We start from the raw sequence: 17737 nt of genomic DNA, 5'->3' as shown, positions 1-17737 counted from the left end.
GTTTCATAACTAGGCCTTTTTTCGAACGGTTTTTGTTTTCTTTTCTGTAGTTCCACTAGTATGAGCTGTTTTTTGAGAGTTATCATCACCAACTGCCTTTGCGGACTTTGCCTTTGGCTTTGCTTTTGTTTGCGGTTTTTTTGTTTTTTCAATACTTGCTTGAAGAGCACTCATTAAATCAACTACATTTTGACGAGGTGCTGCTTCTGTTGGTGTTTTTCCTTCATCCTGGTTTACTTTTCTCTCGATTAATTCTTGTAAAGCTAAACGATAATCATCCTTATATTTTTCTGGTTCAAACGTGGTGGTTAACTGATCAATAAGCATGATAGCTGTATCCAGTTCTTTTTCACCGACTTCTACATTTTCAGGAACACTAGGGACTTCTTTTACGTTTCTGACTTCGTCCGGATAATGAACAGTTTCCATGACAATGCAATTCTGATAAACACGTACCATTGCAAGCTGTTGCTTAGAACGGATTGTAATTTCTGCAATTCCAATTTTCTCTGATTTCGTTAACGCTTCTCTAAGTAAACCATACGCTTTTCCGCCATTCTCTCCCGGACCAATAAAATAAGAACGGTTAAAATAGATAGGATCAATATCATCCATTTTGACAAAATCAATTATTTCTACCGTTTTATCTTCATGTTCATCCTTTAATTCCTTAAGCTCATCATCTGTTAGTACAACATATTTTCCTTTTACATATTCATAGCCTTTCACAATTTCATCTTGTTTTACTTCTTCATCACAATTCGGACATGTTTTTTCATATTGAATAGGACTATGGCATTTCTTATGAAGGGTTCTCAGTTTTATGTCCTTATCTTCTGTTGCTGCATAAAGTTTAATCGGAATGTTAACTAAACCGAAACTAATGGAGCCTTTCCACATTGTATGCATATAATCCCCTGCCTTATGTTATAAGTTTCCTGCTTTTATTTTTTACTTAAGACAAGGGTTTCATTAGTAGCAATAGCTGCCAATTATGTTTAGAAAATAGATAATTGCTGAAGAACAATAATGATAATACCTAAAATCCACACATAAACGGCAAAGATTTTTAAAGATCTGTACTTAACAAATGCAATCATAAATCTAACGGCAATATAACCGAAAATCGCTGAAGATAATGTGGCTATAAACATAGATGAAAGACTGATTTGAGGTACTGATCCTGAAATCATATCTTTTAATTGATAGATAACTCCTCCACATATAGCGGGGATAGATAGGAGAAATGAGAAATAGGCTGCAGCTTCTTTATCCATTTTTCTTAAGAGAGCACCAACGATCGTCATACCAGATCTGGAAATTGCAGGGAATATAGCAAGTGCTTGAAAGCTACCAATAAAAAATGAATCAAATAAAGAAAGGTTTTCAACTTTTTTTGATCCGTTCTTAATTGAATCTGCAAACCACAAAAAAAGACCTGTAATTAAAAATTCCCATCCAATGGAAACTCCGGATTTTGATAGTCCATCAAAGTAATCGCTAAAAAGTACACCGGTCATAACAGCTGGGATCGTTCCAATAACTAATAGTGCTGTTATCCGGCTAAATGGTTTTTTTATTAATTTGATTAGTATGTCTTTATAAAAGACAATAAGAGCAATAAGTGTACCCAAATGAAGCATTGTATCTAAAAATAAACCTGCTTCTTCTAATCCAAAAAAGTTACGCCCCAAGTAAAGATGCCCTGTACTACTTATCGGAATAAACTCTGTTAAACCTTGAATAATTCCCAAAATAACTGCCTGTATCCAGTCCATGTTCATCCCCCTCAAAACAAAGCTTGTCTGTATTTATGAATATGTAGGATAGTTCCTTGTGTAGAACAATTTATTAAAGAATATAAGGTAGGAACAAAGAAAAACATTTGACAAAAAAACATGCTAGCACGTATGATAAAGGTAACATAATAATCTTCTTTCAAAGGGGAGTAGCGTTCAGGGGAACCTGAAAACAAAGTCGTCATTTCATGGATATCTTTCCATCGGCTTTGTTGGCATGATCGGATCGGTTTAACATGCTCAGCAAGACCTTTGCCTTTAGCGGCAAGGGTCTTTTTTTGTTGTCCTATTGCTAATAAAGGGTTAAAGAAGATAAATACCCTAAGCATAGGAGGAGAAATAATGGAAGTAACTTTATTATTAGAGTACGGTTGGGTGCTATTAGTGTTAGTTGCCCTGGAAGGGATCTTAGCAGCAGATAATGCATTGGTAATGGCTGTTATGGTGAAGCATTTACCAGAGGATCAAAGAAAGAAAGCTTTATTTTACGGATTGGCTGGAGCATTTGTTTTACGATTTGGTGCACTATTTCTCATCTCATTTCTTGTCAATGTTTGGCAAGTTCAGGCAATAGGTGCCATTTACCTTCTTTATATTTCAATCAACCATATTGTGAAGAAGTTTATTTTAAAGAAAAGTGAGCAGCACAAGGTTGTAAAGAAGGAATCTGGTTTTTGGGGTACAGTCCTAAAGGTAGAACTTGCAGACTTGGCTTTTGCAGTAGATTCCATTTTGGCTGCAGTAGCACTTGCCGTTACACTACCAGCAACAAATTTACCTACTATAGGTGGACTTGATGGCGGACAATTCCTTGTGATCTTAGCAGGTGGAATAATTGGAATTGTGATCATGAGATTTGCCGCAACGTATTTTGTGAAACTGTTAAAGAAAAAACCAAATTTAGAAACGGCTGCGTTTTTAATTGTTGGTTGGGTAGGTGTGAAGCTTTCATTATATACACTTGCACATCCACAAATTGATGTCATTTCAAAGCATTTTATAGAATCTGCCACTTGGAAAATCATTTTCTGGATTATCCTTGCTGGTATTGCAGTAGGTGGATGGTTCTTATCTAAAGATGTCAATGAAGAAGAGGCCATTGAAGAAAAGACCATAGATAAAGCTAAAGCGAGTAATGATTTTTAAATAATAAATAATAAAAAGGAATCCGATTCGGGTTCCTTTTTATATTGACTAAAGAAAATATACACATAAATATATCAAATGTGTAACATTTTGTAGGTCTAAAATCATATTTGAGTTATTTTTTAAAAAATATTATTTTAACACCCTTAAGATAAATTATTGTGACGTAACTATTTAGAGAATAAATTAAATCTTGAGAGGGGGAATATGACAAAAGGGAATTTTCCTAATATTTTTCTGTTTTTTCATTGTTTTGCTAATGTGTTGTCTTGTTTGAAGTGACCTGTTAATTTGATTAGTCTTTGCTTTTTTGATGATTTATAATAGGTTTAAATCAATAGGTCTAAAGTAGTTTGTTTTGTAATAATTGACTTTCTTTTGTAGAAAATTAGAAAGATAGTTTCATATATCTTCCTTTGCGATCCCCTATTAAATTAGCTATGATATACAAAGTAATATAGGGGAAACAGAGGTGAACATCCCAATGCTTAGCCTTTTGTTTAAATTAGGTAAAAAGAAGCGAACATTAGAAGAAACAGTTCTCCAAATACAAAAGGGAGATCTACATTTACAAAATGAACTAATCGAACAATATAAACCATTTGTTGCTAAAACAGTCTCATCTGTTTGTAAACGATATATTAGCGAAACTGATGATGAATTTAGCATAGGTCTTATCGCATTTAATGATGCCATTGAGAAATATTCGACTGATAAGGGGAGCTCACTATTAGCTTTTGCTGAGCTTGTCATTAAAAGGAAAGTGATTGACTATATTCGAAAGGAAGCACGCCATCCTTATACAGTCCACCTTGAGCTGCAAGAGCATGAAGAAGGAGAATTTTCCCAAAGCAAAATTGAATCAGACTTATCAATTGAAGAATATACAAAAGCAATTGAACAAGAACATCGTAGAGAAGAAATTATTTATTTTCAACACTGCCTAAACGATTTTCAATTAACTTTTGCTGAAATTGTGGAACAATCTCCAAAACACTTTGATGCCAGACAAAATGCGATGTTAGTGGCAACTGAGTTGGTAAATGATGAGAAACTGCGAAATATACTTTTTACCAAACGACAGCTGCCAGTAAAACAGCTCGAGGCAAAAGTTTCAGTAAGTCGCAAAACAATAGAGAGAAATAGAAAATACATCATAGCTATGGCTATCATTCTTTCGGGAAACTTCGTCTATTTAAAAGATTATATAAAAGGGGTGCTAGATTCATGAAAAAAGGGGTCGTCGTAGATCTCGATGATGACTTTGTTACATTGCTTACCCCAGATGGGCAATTTCTAAAGGCTTCAAATAAAGAGGGTAATTATGAATTAGGTGAAGAAATTTCTTTTTTTCCTTTAGCGGATAAACGTGAAGAAGCTGCAACAAGAACAAAAAGGGCAAGCAATCATACCTTTCTTAAATCTTTACGTACTCGAACAGCTAGGGTAGGTGCTTTATCAGCAGTCGCCATCATATTTTTTATGATTAGTTTTCTACCTTTATTTAACAATGATAAAGTTTATGCATACATGTCAATTGACATAAATCCTAGCTTTGAAGTAAGTCTTGATGATCATTTAAAGGTAATTTCATTAGTACCGCTTAATGACGAGGCTAATAACATTATGAAAAGCCTTAAAGATTGGGAGAAAAAGCCACTAAATGAAATTATGCAAATAATTATTAAGAAATGTAAGTCAGATGGATACGTTTATCCTGGGAAAGAAATTGTTATCACTACGGTAATGAATGACACTGACAAGAAAATTGAAAAAGAACTGCAAGAAGGTTTGACAGAAATAAGTTCAGTGATTGAAGAAGAGGAAATGGTCGTAAAGACAATTAATTCAGATAAAGATACAAGAGATAAAGCACAAAAACAAGGGGTTTCGACCGGTAAATATATTGAACTTGTTGAGCAAAAAGAAGAATCTAAAGAAACAGAAGCGCCTGAAGAAACAGATGAATCAACACAGAGTGAAATTACACCAGCTCCAACTGTTCCAGAAAAAAAGGGCACAAGCATAACGAGTCAAGTAAAAGAACAGAAGAACCCTAAACCTGCTGATAATACCACTTCTGTGCAAAAAGATAAATCTGAAGCAAAAGAAAAGTTAACTAAAGCTAAGGAAAAGCTACAAGAGAATGCTCATCAAATTCAACAAAAGAGAAATGAAAATAAACAACAGAATAAACAACACCATAATCAACGTGCTAAGTTTAACCAAGAGGAACGGAAAAAAGGGCGTACCGAAAGTGAAAAACCCTGGCAAGAGAAAAAAGACAGGTATGATGACAACGACGATCGCAATGATGACCGAAGGGTTGAGCGCAAAGGAAACAATAGAGGTAAAAACAACAACGGTCGCCAAGATAGAGATGATAACAAACGAGGAAAGAAAGACCGTGACCACGATTAAATAACGTACAGTTTTATATACCAAAAGGCTGATCAATCGGATCAGCCTTTTTACACTATCAGAAAGTATATAAATTTTTATGGAAGATAGTATAAGAAAAACTAAGGCTTTCGCCATTAGGACTTGGCGACAAGCCAAGTTTTTCTAACCATACATTATTCAGTTTTTTGTCCGTTTAACTGTGATTGGGCTTGTGCCACAAGACGTTTGGTGATTTCTCCACCTACTGAACCATTTGATCGAGAAACAGTATCTGATCCTAATTGCACACCGAATTCTTGTGCGATTTCATATTTAATTTGATCCAGAGCTTGTTCAATCCCTGGTACAAGTAATTTATTACTACTTCTTGCCATTTCTTAGCACCCCTTTTATATTAATTGCTTTAGTCTATAAAGAGTTTCCTTTATAGCCTTACTCATAAGGTTTCTTTGAGTATGTATTTCTATACTGGAAATGTTTAGTGGTGCTTAAAATTTATATATCATTTAAATAAGTTTGTGCCCTTGTTTGGATATGTGAGGCTAATACTGCCAAAACAGTTGTCACCAAGATTCTACGAATTGTATAACATTGATCATTTGTCAAGTTTAAAATAATTTGTGAGGGGAACTTTATTTTGCTATTAATACGTTTTTCCAATGTTAAATCATTCCCCGAGCTCGTGTCTAAGCTTTCCAACACAGATCCATATATTTCATAAAAAGTTATTGGGCTCATTAAATCATCACTTCGGTCTGAAAGTGTGTTAAATACCTCAGTCAAGATGTTTCGGATTCGCTCAAAATCAAAAATTGCTTTTAAATCTTTTACAATTAATAGCATAGCTGCTTGTTCTATTGAATATTTTTTACCAAGCTCCGGTTGTCCGATTAATTCCTTTACATCACGTTTTATCCAATTTTGAATGGAGGTAGATTTTAAAGAAGTTAGTTCGCATAGATTGGCTAATGAAACAATTTCATTTGTAGATAAGCCATACTCAACTTGGTTTTTACGGTTGCTAGCCTTTATTAAGAAGTTTGGAATCACTTCTTCAGTGAAGGACGATGTTTTTACGGCTTCCTGTATAATATGTAAAGGAGTCTCTACCGACTCACCTTTTAACGCATATAAAAGTTTTGTCATTTGTACTCGAGTTAATTGAAAAGACATCTTAACACCTCGTTTTATGAATCTAAAAGATGGTTTAATCTTTATTGTAAAGGATTTAACAAAATCGTGAACGATTTATTAAATGTAAGTATTCTATCTTGCTTTTTATGAAAAATATTTCTATAATTCTTATTATAATATAAGTTCATGTGAACTTGAAAGATGGAGGTCTGTATGGCAAAAAGAATTTTTCTTTTTCTATTATCAAATATTTTAGTTATCACCACAATTGGCATTGTTTTATCCCTATTGAATATATCACCTTATCAAACAGCAGGTGGTGGTCTCGATTTAGTTAGTCTCCTCATCTTTAGTGCAGTTGTAGGTTTTACAGGGTCATTTGTATCATTGGCTATGTCTCGTTGGATGGCCAAAATGATGATGGGTGTAAAGGTATTAGATCCAGATAGCTCGCTCTCCCCGGCAGAAAGAGAATTAGTAGAACGAGTTCATCGCCTATCAAGAGCAGCAGGGCTTATGAAAATGCCTCAAGTAGGAATTTATCAGTCTCCTGAAGTAAATGCTTTTGCTACAGGTCCTTCCAAGCGTCGTTCTTTAGTAGCTGTATCAACAGGACTGTTACATGAAATGGACGATGATGCTATTGAAGGCGTTGTTGCACATGAAGTAGCTCATATCGCAAACGGTGATATGGTGACGATGACATTATTACAAGGTATTGTTAATACATTTGTTGTATTCCTAGCACGTATAGCAGCATGGCTCGTTTCACGATTTGTTCGGGAGGACTTGGCTCCGATTGTGCATTTTGTGGCTGTGATTATTTTCCAGTTAGTCTTTTCAATACTCGGAAGCTTAGTTGTATTTGCGTTTTCTAGATACCGGGAATATCACGCAGACAGAGGTGGAGCCGATTTAGCCGGTAAAGATAAGATGGTTCATGCTCTGCGTTCACTTAAACAATATACTCAACGAGTAAGAGATGATCAGGCGTCTTTATCCACATTAAAAATTAACAGTAAAAAAGGGATGTCACTATTTTCAACACACCCTGACTTAGATGATCGTATAAATAGATTGGAAGCGAAATAAAAGAAAAGGATGGCATAATTGCCATCCTTTTCACTTTTTGTTTACCTATATTAAAGGATTAAAGTATAAGGAAAGGCATTGACTTCCGACATGCTTGGAGGTAAGTCGTGTTTTCAAATAATTAACATACATGGTGGTAATAGTTGATTCAAATAAGAAGGTAATTAGCCTTTTCATTTCCAGGAATAATCGTTATGATATAAAACATGGGTACATCAATACACTTTAATTCATAGTTTTTGAACTGTAAGATAGGAATGAATGGATATGAAACAATTAAAGCATAGATTACAATCATTAACACCGGTACAACTAATCGTTGCCTATTATTTTTTAGCTGTAAGTGTTTCTGTTTTATTGCTGAGTTTACCAGTGGCGCATAAGCCCGGTGTTGAATTTGCCTTCATAGACAGACTATTTACTGCAGTAAGTGCTGTAAGTGTAACAGGTTTAACAACTGTGCCTACTGCTGAAACATTTAGTGTTCCCGGCATATTTATCTTGGCTTTTGTATTGCAATTCGGTGGAATTGGAATTATGACACTCGGAACATTTGTATGGCTTATTATGGGGAAAAAGATTGGCTTAAAAGAACGGCAACTTATTATGGCAGATCAAAATCAAGTTAACTTATCAGGAATTGTGAACCTAATTCGCCAAATTATTGTGCTCATTCTTTTGATTGAATTTCTTGGTGGGTTAATACTCGGAACCTATTTTCTTAAATATTACCCAACTTGGCAAGAAGCCTATTTACAAGGTTTCTTCACTTCTATCAGTGCAACAACCAATGGTGGTTTTGATATAACAGGACAATCAATGATCCCGTTCGCCCATGATTATTTTATTCAATTTATCACCATGATACTAATAGTATTGGGAGCGATTGGTTTTCCAGTTTTGATTGAAGTAAAGGATTTTTTATTTAACAAAAATAAAAGACATCGGTTTACATTATTTACTAAGTTAACAACTATTACATTCTTTGCCCTTATTTTGTTTGGAACAATTGCTATTGCTATTTTAGAATACTCACACTTCTTTAAGGGAAAAGAATGGCATGAAACCTTCTTTTATTCATTGTTTCAATCAACTGCTACTAGAAGTGGAGGGTTAGCAACAATGGATGTAAGTTTATTCACTGAGACAACCATTTTAATATTATGTGCTTTAATGTTCATTGGAGCTTCACCCAGTTCAGTTGGAGGAGGAATCCGTACTACAACATTTGCTTTAAATTTATTATTCCTTTTCCATTTCGCCAGAGGACATAAATCAATCAAGATATTTAAACGGGAGCTACATGAAGCAGACCTTAATAAGTCTGTTGTCGTCACAATGATGGCCTTCTTAATATGTTTTACCTCAGTCGTCATTTTATCAATAACAGAACCTTTCCCGTTTGTTTCAATTTTATTTGAAGTATGCTCTGCATTTGGAACAACCGGATTATCAATAGGAATTACACCGGAACTTAGTATAATAGGCAAAATCATCATTATGATCTTAATGTTTATCGGTCGTATTGGGATATTAACATTCTTATATCTGTTAGGTACAAAAGAGAAAAAAGATAATTTTCATTATCCAAAGGAAAGAGTCATTATTGGATAGGGAAGAAAAAGAGTTGGTGTTAAATCCAACTTTTTTTCATTTAACAAAAAATCAAACGTTATTAATTGATGGCTTCATAGTCTTTGGTACAATATGTAAGGAGGAGGGAGCGATATGAGAAAAAATTTATTGGCATTTGTTTTTTTTGTATTATTAATCGTCTTAAGTGCATGTTCAGAAGCACCAACTGCTGCAGACCGTTTTTCTGAATACATAAAATTATGGAATGATCAAAAGTTTTCAGAAATGTACGATAAACTATCGTCACATGCAAAAGAGGAGATTACAAAAGAAGATTTTGTTAATCGCTATGAAGGAATATACGAGGGTGTGTCAGTTAATGAGTTGAAGGTTGAGTTTGATAGACCGGAAGAAGAAAAGATAGATGATAAGACAACTGAGGTTAGCTACCCTTTTTCATTAACAATGGAAACCCTGGCTGGCCCAATATCATTTGATCAAGATGTGAAGATTATCCAGGAAAAAACAGAAGATGGAAAGGATTGGTTTGTTTCCTGGTCACCTTCTATGATCTTTCCGCAATTAGAAGGTAATGAAGAAGTAAGAGTGAGTAGTACATCACCGGAGCGTGGACAAATTTTTGATGAAAAAAATAAAGGGCTCGCAGTGAATGGTTTAGCATATGAAATTGGAATTGTTCCCGGCAATCTTCCGGAAAATCGGGATGAGACGGTCGAAAAGATTGCTAAAATACTTTCAATGGATGTGAAAGAAATAGAAGATAAGCTTTCACAAAGCTGGGTTCAACCTGAATTATTTGTTCCCATTAAAAAAATTGATCCACAACGACAAGAATTACTAGCTGAATTAATTTCAATTCCATCAATTCAAAAGAAAGATGTTCCAGCAAGATTTTATCCTTACGGAGAAGCTGCAGCACATCTAACAGGATATATTGGAAGCATTACAGCAGAACAGCTTGAGGAATTAAAAGATGAAGGGTATTCCAGTCAATCCTTGGTTGGAAAAGCCGGTTTAGAACAAGTATTTGAATCAAGGTTAAAAGGAGAAACAGGTTATACCATTTACGTTGAAGGTACAGAAAAAATTATTGCCGAAAAGCCTCCTAAAAATGGTGAGGATATCCAAGTAACCATTGATGGTGAGCTGCAAAAACAACTGTTTGATCAGCTCGAGGGTGAAGCAGGTACAGCTGTTGCGATGGATCCTTTAACAGGAGAAACATTAGCTTTAGTGAGCAGTCCTTCTTATAATCCAAATGAATTTATATATGGTCTATCTTCCTCACAGTATGCGGCATTATCTGATCATCCACAAAAGCCATTAATGGCTCGTTTTAATAAAACATTTTCTCCAGGATCTTCTTTGAAACCGATTATTGCATCAATTGGATTGAATGCAGGAAAGTTAGATCCTAATGCTGAAAAGCAAATAACAGGACTAACGTGGAAAAAAGATGCTAGTTGGGGAAATTATAGCATTACAAGAGTGTCAGATGCAGATTCAAATGTTAACTTAAAGGATGCTCTTATCTATTCTGACAATATCTATTTTGCACAATTAGCATTGGATATAGGGGCAGAGGAAATGGTAAACGGATTAAAACAGTTTGGATTTGAAGAAGACATTGACTTCCCTTTTCCAATTGCAACATCTTCTATTTCCAATGAAAATCTTTCAAATGAACAGCTTCTGGCTGATTCCGGTTATGGACAAGGAGAAATATTGATGAGTCCTTTTCATTTGACAGCAGCATATACAACCTATGTAAATAATGGCAGTATGATAAAGCCGTATCTCGAGGTCACAGATGAAGATAAAACAAGTTTTTGGAAAGAAAGTATGACAAAGAAAGAAAATAACGATATTCTTCTGTCAAATTTAAAAGAAGTTGTAAACAATCCAAATGGTACCGCTTATAAGCCTAAAGTAGATAGCCTACAAATAGCAGGCAAAACTGGAACAGCTGAATTAAAACAGTCAAAAGAAGATAAGGCAGGTAAAGAAAATGGATGGTTTGTAGCTGTTAATACAGATAATCCTAAACTCTTGGTTACAATGATGATTGAAGATGTAAAAGACAGGGGAGGGAGCCATTACGTAGTTCCTAAAGTAAAAGAAGTAATGAAGCAATACTTCTCAAATGAATAATAAATGGATGACTCAAATGAATTTGACATTTTGAGTCATCTTTTTTATTTAAATTAGTCACTGCTATAACTTACATCTTTATCAGGATGTGTAAAGAGAGCACCTTTTGCTTCTCTCTTTTCTTCAAGTAATTCTCTATTTTCAGGAGTATTCCAGCCAATATCATTTGTCTGGTGAACCCATTGTTCACCAGACATAATAGCCGGATCAGTCTCATCACTCCATTTGTTTAATGGAGAATGCTTGGAGTTATAGTTGCTATCTCCAATCACCACCCCATAGTCGTTTATAAACGGTTCCTTCATTGTCACTCCTGTTCCTTCCCAAGATGGAGCATGTATTTGATGTGGTAATGATTCATCAAGTGAAAACTTGTCTTTCTTTTCCTTTTTCATATATTTCACCTCAATCTTGTTTATGTTTAGAATGCCCAATCAGTACCTGATCTTTTTTCCGATTTCTACCTATGATAGAAAACAGTAAAATGGAGAAAGTAAAAAAGTAACATCTTGAACTAGTCGAAACTTATCATTGAGGTGAGAAGATTGAAGAGAAAAGCATTTAGAAATCAAGCCGTAAAACATAATAATACACCAACGGAAAGTCTGCCAGATGTGGAATTTGCTGAAATTAATGATGATGAAAACCCGATGAAGGGTGCAAATCGAAATTCTAAACATGGAAAGCAAGGGAAATCATCATGACACATAAAAAGGTGAAAAGCAGAGATATGCAAAACCATAAAATTCCTACTGAAAAGGATTTGCTACAAGAAGAATTTGGTCATGAAATGGGAGATGTTAATGCATCTCAACTTTATAGCGCACTAGCAGGTAATAAAAAGGAAAAAAAGAAAAGTGAGAGATAATCCTCTCACTTTTTCCTTCACCCTACTTTAGATTCGAATTCATGTGATAAAGCTGTATAAACTGTTGTTTTTGATTGGATGGTATCGTAGTGTACAAGAATGAAAGAGCCTTCTTCTACCATTTTTCCTGTTTTAAGATAGTGATTTAAATTAAATGGTAAGGTTTCAAGCACTGTATGTTTGAATAAATCCTTCTCTGTTAGTTGTTTTCTTGCAAATTCTTCCCCTAAAAGAAGAGGATTTTCCAATATGGAGTGATAAATTTTGCTACGTTCCTGTTTAGAAAGTGCATCATCCCACCATGGTTTACGTGGTTTGAATTTTTGATTACGTAAATAATCATATTTCATAAATCCACTAACAATGTCTACAACGTCATGATTAGAGCTTGCAAGGAATTCAAAAAGATGTTTATAAAGATCTTCTAACTGATGGCCAATTCGACTCCAGCCTTTTTTATCCCAAAATGTTCCAAAATCCTGAAAAAAGTCAAAAGGAGATGCAAATACATTTGAAACTAAGTATTCAATAGTTTCATCCATTCGATGATCATTCCAATATTTTTCTAATACATCTTCTACATGTTTAATTTTTGTAATGTCTTCAAATGACAGGATGTTGTTTTTCAAAATTTCATAAGGGGAATGATCCATATATACATAACCATGATCTTCAGCCCGAAGTCTGAGACCCGTTCCTCTTAACATTTTCAAGAATCCTAGCTGAAGCTCTTCTGGACGTAGTTCAAAAACATCATTAAAGGTTTTCTTAAATGAATGATAATCTTCTTCAGGTAAACCTGCAATTAAATCAAGATGCTGATCAATTTTCTGTCCTTCTTTTACCATTGTGACAGTACGTGTTAATTTACTAAAGTTTTGTTTCCTCATCACAAGTTCATTTGTTGCATCGTTTGTTGATTGAACACCAATTTCGAATCTGAACAAACCTTTAGGGGCATTGTCGTTTAAAAATTGAATGACCTCAGGTCTCATAATGTCTGCTGTTATTTCAAATTGAAAAACAGTACCAGGCTTGTGCTCATCAATGAGAAATTGAAACATTTCCATGGCATAGCTACGGCTAATATTAAATGTACGATCAACAAATTTAATTGTCTTTGCTCCATGTTCCATTAGAAAGCGAATATCCTCTTTAACTTTTTCACGATCAAAGTAACGTACACCTACTTCAATCGAAGATAGGCAAAATTGGCAGCTAAAAGGGCACCCGCGACTTGTTTCAATATACGTAACACGCTTTGAAAGCTGTGACAAATCTTCTTTAAAACGAAATGGAGAAGGTAATGTCTTTAGATCAATTTTGTTCCGCTGCGGTTTAATTTGTAATGCTGCGTCTTTGCGGTAAGCAATCCCACTAACATTTTCATAATGATGTTCACCGTGTAATTCATCTAATAATTGCTTAAATGATTGTTCTCCTTCACCGATAATAATAAAGTCAACTTCCGGAATCTTCTCCATCCATTCTCTTGTGTCATATGTTACCTCTGGTCCCCCTAATACAATCAGTAAAGAGGGGTTAATCTTCTTCAACATTTTTATCACTTTTATGGTTTCTTCAATATTCCAAATATAGCAGCTAAATCCGATAATCTCAGGTTTTTTTGCATGAAGGTCTGTAACGATATTCATTGCAGGATCTTTGATTGTATATTCTGCTAACTCTATATCATAATCTGGCTCTGCGAAGGCTTTTAAATAACGAATTGATAAACTTGTATGGATATATTTTGCATTTAATGTTGATAAAACAGTTTTCATTTCTACACCACTTTTATTTGATTTTAATAAAAATAAATTGCGTAACCTTTTAATCAATTATTTATTTTAACATAATGCTTCGATTGGGTATATAACCACAGTATGGAAGGAATACCAGACATTTAAACAAAAATGAGACATGATCCTTTATAGGAAAATGTCTCATATCATTATTTATTCAATGAAAAAGGCTTATTATATATATGTGATGGCTTTAACTCAATAAAAGGGCTCGCAATTTCTTTCACTGTTTTTGTTGATAATACCGTTGTTAGCAAAACTGCTAACAGCGTAAGAGTAGCAATACTTTGATAATCGCCTAACCACTCAATCGTATCACCTTTTCTCATATATTGTATGATGAAGCCATGTAGAAGATATACATAGAACGTTCTAGTACCCCACTCAGTGAAGAAAGCATGTCTGGTAGGAATGAGAGCCAAGAAACTAAGAGACGTGATCAATGTTAGAGTGTAAAAGCCCATTCGAATAATAGCATTAAAAATGGAGACTTCACCAAACTGTGAATAAGGCTTTGAACCAAATAACCATTCATAATCAAAGTCTAGGTAGAAGTACGAAACAAATGTTATGGTTAACAATAACAAGGCAATAACTCTGATATTTGGTTTAGTAAGGAACGTAAAATGCTCTTTCTTTAAATAAAAACCAATTAAAAATAATGGGAAAAACACAAATGTTCTTGATAAGCTTAAATAATTACTTACTATGTCAAAATATCCAACTGCAATTCCGATCGCAAAAGCTAAAGTTAATGACCATTTCGGAGAAAGCTTTGCTGCTCCAAATAAGAAAACATTCCAGAAGAATAAACTGACTAGAAACCATAGTGACCAATGGGGATCTAATGGGTCCAAAACACTTGCACCTTGTTTTTCAATCGCAAAATAATAGACAGAGTAAATTCCTTGGAAAATTAAATAAGGCAAAATAAGCTTTTTGGCGATTTTACTGACATAGCCCTTTTTATTAAATCCCTTGGCAAAATAACCGGATACTAAAATGAATGCTGGCATATGGAACGTATAAACAAATTTATAAATGGTCAACATAACATCACTTTCATCGATAAACGGCCTAATAATATGACCAAAAACAACTAAAAAAATTAAAAAGAATTTTGCATTATCAAAATAACTCAAACGATTAGTCATTATTTTATCATTCCCTTTGAAGTAATTAATCGTAAAATTATCCTTTTTATTCCCGAAAAGAGGTGGAAATAAACGTTGTATGAATTTAAATCAATATGAGCTTATTACATTACTTTCGATAAAAATAGTTTTTTTATTAGGGACGTAACAAAGCTGTCATCTATTTGTAAAACGATGACAGCTTTTATGTGGGTGAATTGATCATTTCTCTTTTCCTTAAACAAAATACTTTAATATATTACACCGTTCACAGTTAAAAAGAAACATTTTCTATCATTTTGTAGATAGGTGAAGGACAATGAAGGAACTTGTAGAATAGAACTTATAGAAGAAAGTGAGTCAGGTAGGGGTGAATGAATTGAAACAAACGATGGAGGATTTCGAAATCGTTACCTTGAAAGCACAATTAGCTAAATTAGAAAAAGAAAATGAAATGTTAAAATTTAAGTTACTGCAGCACGAAAATATATTGGAAGGTGCATTAGATGCTGTAGCTATTTTTGATGAAAATATGAAATTTATTGATGTAAACTCGGCGGCATGTCATATGTTTCAACTACAAAAGAAGGAATTATGTCAAAAAAGCCTTTATGATTTTCTATCTCTAATTCCAAAAAATCAATTGAGCGAAGTTATGGAAGCAATCTATCAAGATGAGCCTGGCAGAAATGAATTAATCGTAAAACTAGAAAATGGACAAGTGAAGTTTTTGGAAATTTCTGTACGTAAGCAGGCGATAAATGGGTATGATCTTGCGATGATCAAAGATGTCTCATTCAAGAAAATGCTTGAACGAGAAAGAACAATTAATGAACAACTTTTTAAAGATCTATTTCACCGGGCTGTTGATGGAATTGTGATATTTGATCAAGATGGAGCATTTATAGATGCAAATGGCTCCTTTTGCACAAGTTTTGACATTAATAAGAATCAGTTAAACTCATTTGTTTTAGGCGATTTTATTGATGAGCCGGATCTTTATAAATTGGATAGACTATGGAAGATGTTGAAAGAAAATGGAAGTGCAAAAGGTGAACTTCCCGTGCTGCTTAGAAATGGCAGTAAAAAGGTTTTTGAATTTACAACAACTTCAAATATTATTAATGGTTTTTACATGGCGATTATGCGGGATATAACTGAAAAACGATCGATGGAAATGAAACTATACAAGAGTGAGGAGCGCTTTAGAGAGGTTTTTGAAAATGCCATTGATGCCATCATGATCTGGGGGAAAAATGGGCAAATTCAAAAGGTAAATCAAGCCGCAAGCAGAACGTTTGAATTAAGTGAGACAGAGCTTGTACAAAGAAATATTTTAGATTTTGTGGATCAGAGTTCAGTAAGCTTTCAACGAGTGAAAAAAGAATATTTTCAAACAGGTGCCATAAGAGAAGAGTTGCTTTTTCACATGCCGAACGGTCAAAATAAAGAACTTGAGTTCACCTCAAAAATGGACATTTTAGATGGCCATCATTTAACAATCTTTCGGAATGTTAGTGAAAGAAAAAGAATGGAAAAAGTCTTAAGAGAAAGTGAGCATAAATTTAGGAATATATTTAATGCATCTATGGACGGTATCATCCTTTTTAATAAAAATTATGAAATTATTGAAGCAAATCCTGCTGCAAGGAAAATTTTGAATCTATCTTCAAGTGATATAAAGTCGTATAAAATTTGTGATATTCTTTTTTCGAAGATGGCTGATCTTTATCAGGAGGAAGAATTAGATTTTTACGAGGCCAAAACACAGGAGACCATTTACACTCTTTCTAATGGTGCAGAGAAAATTTTAGAGATTTCTTTAAAACATCATATAAATGAAGATATGAATCTAGCGGTATTTCGAGACGTAACAGAAAAGAGAGAATTAGAGGAGCAATTGCGGAAATCCGATACATTAAATGTTGTTGGAGAACTGGCAGCTGGAATTGCCCATGAGATACGAAATCCAATGACAGCATTAAAAGGTTTTATTCAGCTCTTAGAGGGAAGTGTGAAGGATGATTTTTCTATGTATTTTAATGTGATCACATCAGAGTTGAGTAGAATTGAATCGATTATTACTGAGTTTCTTATTTTAGCTAGGCCGCAAGCAATTAAATTCTCTGAGAAAGATCTCAGTATCATCATGAAGGAAACAACTGAATTATTGAACGCTCAAGCCATTCTAGTCAATGTTCAGATGATCCTTGATATCGAAGACAATCTTCCGCTAATTTATTGTGAACCAAATCAATTAAAACAAGTTTTTATCAATGTGTTAAAAAATGCAATTGAAGTTATGCCGAATGGCGGTCAAATTGACGTGAAAATAAAACAAAAAGATCAAGATAATCTTCTAGTATCTATTACAGACAGAGGTTCAGGTATTTCTGAAGATAAAATCAAACGGTTAGGGCAGCCTTTTTATACAACGAAGGAGAGAGGAACCGGTCTTGGTCTAATGGTTAGTTATAAAATTATTGAAGAGCATCAGGGACAAGTGGTTGTAGAAAGTGAAGAAGGGAAAGGCACAACTTTTCATATTATGTTACCTATTAGACAATAGAATAATAGGTTATTTTATGGTAAACGAAAAAGCTTGAGAAA

At 34.1% G+C, this 17737-nt stretch carries 16 protein-coding genes and 1 riboswitch; of the genes, 9 read left to right on the top strand and 7 right to left on the bottom strand.

Features of this window, described 5'->3' with window-relative positions:
* Positions 1-9 precede the first annotated feature (9 nt).
* Positions 10-909, bottom strand: coding sequence for a non-homologous end joining protein Ku (ku, locus tag AC0L8O_RS14320; RefSeq protein WP_473443223.1), 900 nt, complete (start codon positions 907-909; stop codon positions 10-12).
* An 89-nt stretch (positions 910-998) separates the two neighbouring features.
* The gene (locus AC0L8O_RS14315) at positions 999-1778 is read right to left on the bottom strand and encodes an undecaprenyl-diphosphate phosphatase (RefSeq protein WP_473443221.1); all 780 of its coding nucleotides are present in this window, start codon (positions 1776-1778) and stop codon (positions 999-1001) included.
* 153 nt (positions 1779-1931) lie between these two features.
* Positions 1932-2093: riboswitch (yybP-ykoY riboswitch) on the top strand.
* Positions 2094-2141: 48 nt separating this feature from the next.
* On the opposite strand from AC0L8O_RS14315, the gene AC0L8O_RS14310 reads away from it, so the two are divergent.
* From AC0L8O_RS14310 to AC0L8O_RS14300, 3 genes are all read left to right on the top strand, one after another.
* Positions 2142-2945 carry a TerC family protein gene (locus AC0L8O_RS14310; protein ID WP_473443219.1) on the top strand — a complete coding sequence of 268 codons (804 nt, stop codon included), beginning with the start codon at positions 2142-2144 and terminating at the stop codon, positions 2943-2945.
* A gap of 484 nt (positions 2946-3429) precedes the next feature.
* Positions 3430-4176: an RNA polymerase sigma factor SigI gene (gene sigI, locus AC0L8O_RS14305; RefSeq protein WP_251683429.1), complete on the top strand. Its 747-nt coding sequence runs from the start codon at positions 3430-3432 to the stop codon at positions 4174-4176.
* Between the two features lie 41 nt (positions 4177-4217).
* A complete protein-coding gene (locus AC0L8O_RS14300; protein ID WP_473443217.1) occupies positions 4218-5366 on the top strand; it encodes an anti-sigma-I factor RsgI family protein in 1149 nt (382 codons plus the stop codon).
* A 155-nt stretch (positions 5367-5521) separates the two neighbouring features.
* Here the strand turns inward: AC0L8O_RS14300 and AC0L8O_RS14295 are convergent, their stop codons facing one another.
* Together AC0L8O_RS14295 and AC0L8O_RS14290 are read right to left on the bottom strand one after the other, a co-directional pair.
* Entirely contained in the window at positions 5522-5722 is a 201-nt protein-coding gene (locus tag AC0L8O_RS14295; RefSeq protein WP_473443215.1) for a small, acid-soluble spore protein, alpha/beta type, read from the bottom strand.
* A gap of 121 nt (positions 5723-5843) precedes the next feature.
* Complete coding sequence (locus AC0L8O_RS14290) at positions 5844-6521, bottom strand: DUF1836 domain-containing protein (protein ID WP_473443214.1); 678 nt, start codon at positions 6519-6521, stop codon at positions 5844-5846.
* Positions 6522-6695: 174 nt separating this feature from the next.
* On the opposite strand from AC0L8O_RS14290, the gene htpX reads away from it, so the two are divergent.
* From htpX to AC0L8O_RS14275, 3 genes are all read left to right on the top strand, one after another.
* On the top strand, positions 6696-7574 hold the full coding sequence (gene htpX, locus AC0L8O_RS14285; protein WP_473443212.1) for a protease HtpX: 879 nt from the start codon (positions 6696-6698) through the stop codon (positions 7572-7574).
* 267 nt (positions 7575-7841) lie between these two features.
* Positions 7842-9188, top strand: coding sequence for a TrkH family potassium uptake protein (locus tag AC0L8O_RS14280; protein WP_473443210.1), 1347 nt, complete (start codon positions 7842-7844; stop codon positions 9186-9188).
* A 114-nt stretch (positions 9189-9302) separates the two neighbouring features.
* Positions 9303-11321 (top strand): penicillin-binding transpeptidase domain-containing protein, encoded by a 2019-nt coding sequence (locus tag AC0L8O_RS14275; RefSeq protein ID WP_473443208.1) that lies wholly within the window; start codon positions 9303-9305, stop codon positions 11319-11321.
* Between the two features lie 53 nt (positions 11322-11374).
* On the opposite strand, the gene AC0L8O_RS14270 is transcribed toward AC0L8O_RS14275, so the two are convergent.
* On the bottom strand, positions 11375-11716 hold the full coding sequence (locus AC0L8O_RS14270; protein ID WP_473443205.1) for a DUF3905 domain-containing protein: 342 nt from the start codon (positions 11714-11716) through the stop codon (positions 11375-11377).
* A 150-nt stretch (positions 11717-11866) separates the two neighbouring features.
* Between AC0L8O_RS14270 and AC0L8O_RS14265 the strand changes: the two genes are divergently transcribed.
* Entirely contained in the window at positions 11867-12025 is a 159-nt protein-coding gene (locus AC0L8O_RS14265; RefSeq protein WP_169908412.1) for a hypothetical protein, read from the top strand.
* On the top strand, positions 12022-12189 hold the full coding sequence (locus AC0L8O_RS14260; RefSeq protein ID WP_473443203.1) for a hypothetical protein: 168 nt from the start codon (positions 12022-12024) through the stop codon (positions 12187-12189). Before AC0L8O_RS14265 ends, AC0L8O_RS14260 begins: the two co-directional genes overlap by 4 nt.
* Positions 12190-12206: 17 nt before the next feature.
* Here AC0L8O_RS14260 and AC0L8O_RS14255 read toward each other — a convergent pair whose 3' ends face one another.
* Both AC0L8O_RS14255 and AC0L8O_RS14250 read right to left on the bottom strand, forming a co-directional pair.
* A complete protein-coding gene (locus tag AC0L8O_RS14255; protein WP_473443201.1) occupies positions 12207-13973 on the bottom strand; it encodes a B12-binding domain-containing radical SAM protein in 1767 nt (588 codons plus the stop codon).
* A 170-nt stretch (positions 13974-14143) separates the two neighbouring features.
* Entirely contained in the window at positions 14144-15151 is a 1008-nt protein-coding gene (locus AC0L8O_RS14250; RefSeq protein WP_473448892.1) for an acyltransferase family protein, read from the bottom strand.
* A gap of 355 nt (positions 15152-15506) precedes the next feature.
* On the opposite strand from AC0L8O_RS14250, the gene AC0L8O_RS14245 reads away from it, so the two are divergent.
* Positions 15507-17696 carry a PAS domain S-box protein gene (locus tag AC0L8O_RS14245; RefSeq protein WP_473443199.1) on the top strand — a complete coding sequence of 730 codons (2190 nt, stop codon included), beginning with the start codon at positions 15507-15509 and terminating at the stop codon, positions 17694-17696.
* Positions 17697-17737 lie beyond the last annotated feature (41 nt).

The organism is Metabacillus sp. KJ11-3, assembly GCF_055808295.1.
Note: the sequence above shows the minus strand (reverse complement) of the source record. Positions and strands in the feature narration are given on the sequence as shown.

Excerpts from the sequence above, each read along its gene's own strand:
- ku (WP_473443223.1), bottom strand. The coding sequence starts at position 909 with ATGCATACAATGTGGAAAGGCTCCATTAGTTTCGGTTTAGTTAACATT.
- AC0L8O_RS14315 (WP_473443221.1), bottom strand. The coding sequence starts at position 1,778 with ATGGACTGGATACAGGCAGTTATTTTGGGAATTATTCAAGGTTTAACA.
- AC0L8O_RS14310 (WP_473443219.1), top strand. The coding sequence starts at position 2,142 with ATGGAAGTAACTTTATTATTAGAGTACGGTTGGGTGCTATTAGTGTTA.
- sigI (WP_251683429.1), top strand. The coding sequence starts at position 3,430 with ATGCTTAGCCTTTTGTTTAAATTAGGTAAAAAGAAGCGAACATTAGAA.
- AC0L8O_RS14295 (WP_473443215.1), bottom strand. The coding sequence starts at position 5,722 with ATGGCAAGAAGTAGTAATAAATTACTTGTACCAGGGATTGAACAAGCT.
- AC0L8O_RS14290 (WP_473443214.1), bottom strand. The coding sequence starts at position 6,521 with ATGTCTTTTCAATTAACTCGAGTACAAATGACAAAACTTTTATATGCG.
- htpX (WP_473443212.1), top strand. The coding sequence starts at position 6,696 with ATGGCAAAAAGAATTTTTCTTTTTCTATTATCAAATATTTTAGTTATC.
- AC0L8O_RS14280 (WP_473443210.1), top strand. The coding sequence starts at position 7,842 with ATGAAACAATTAAAGCATAGATTACAATCATTAACACCGGTACAACTA.
- AC0L8O_RS14275 (WP_473443208.1), top strand. The coding sequence starts at position 9,303 with ATGAGAAAAAATTTATTGGCATTTGTTTTTTTTGTATTATTAATCGTC.
- AC0L8O_RS14270 (WP_473443205.1), bottom strand. The coding sequence starts at position 11,716 with ATGAAAAAGGAAAAGAAAGACAAGTTTTCACTTGATGAATCATTACCA.
- AC0L8O_RS14260 (WP_473443203.1), top strand. The coding sequence starts at position 12,022 with ATGACACATAAAAAGGTGAAAAGCAGAGATATGCAAAACCATAAAATT.
- AC0L8O_RS14255 (WP_473443201.1), bottom strand. The coding sequence starts at position 13,973 with ATGAAAACTGTTTTATCAACATTAAATGCAAAATATATCCATACAAGT.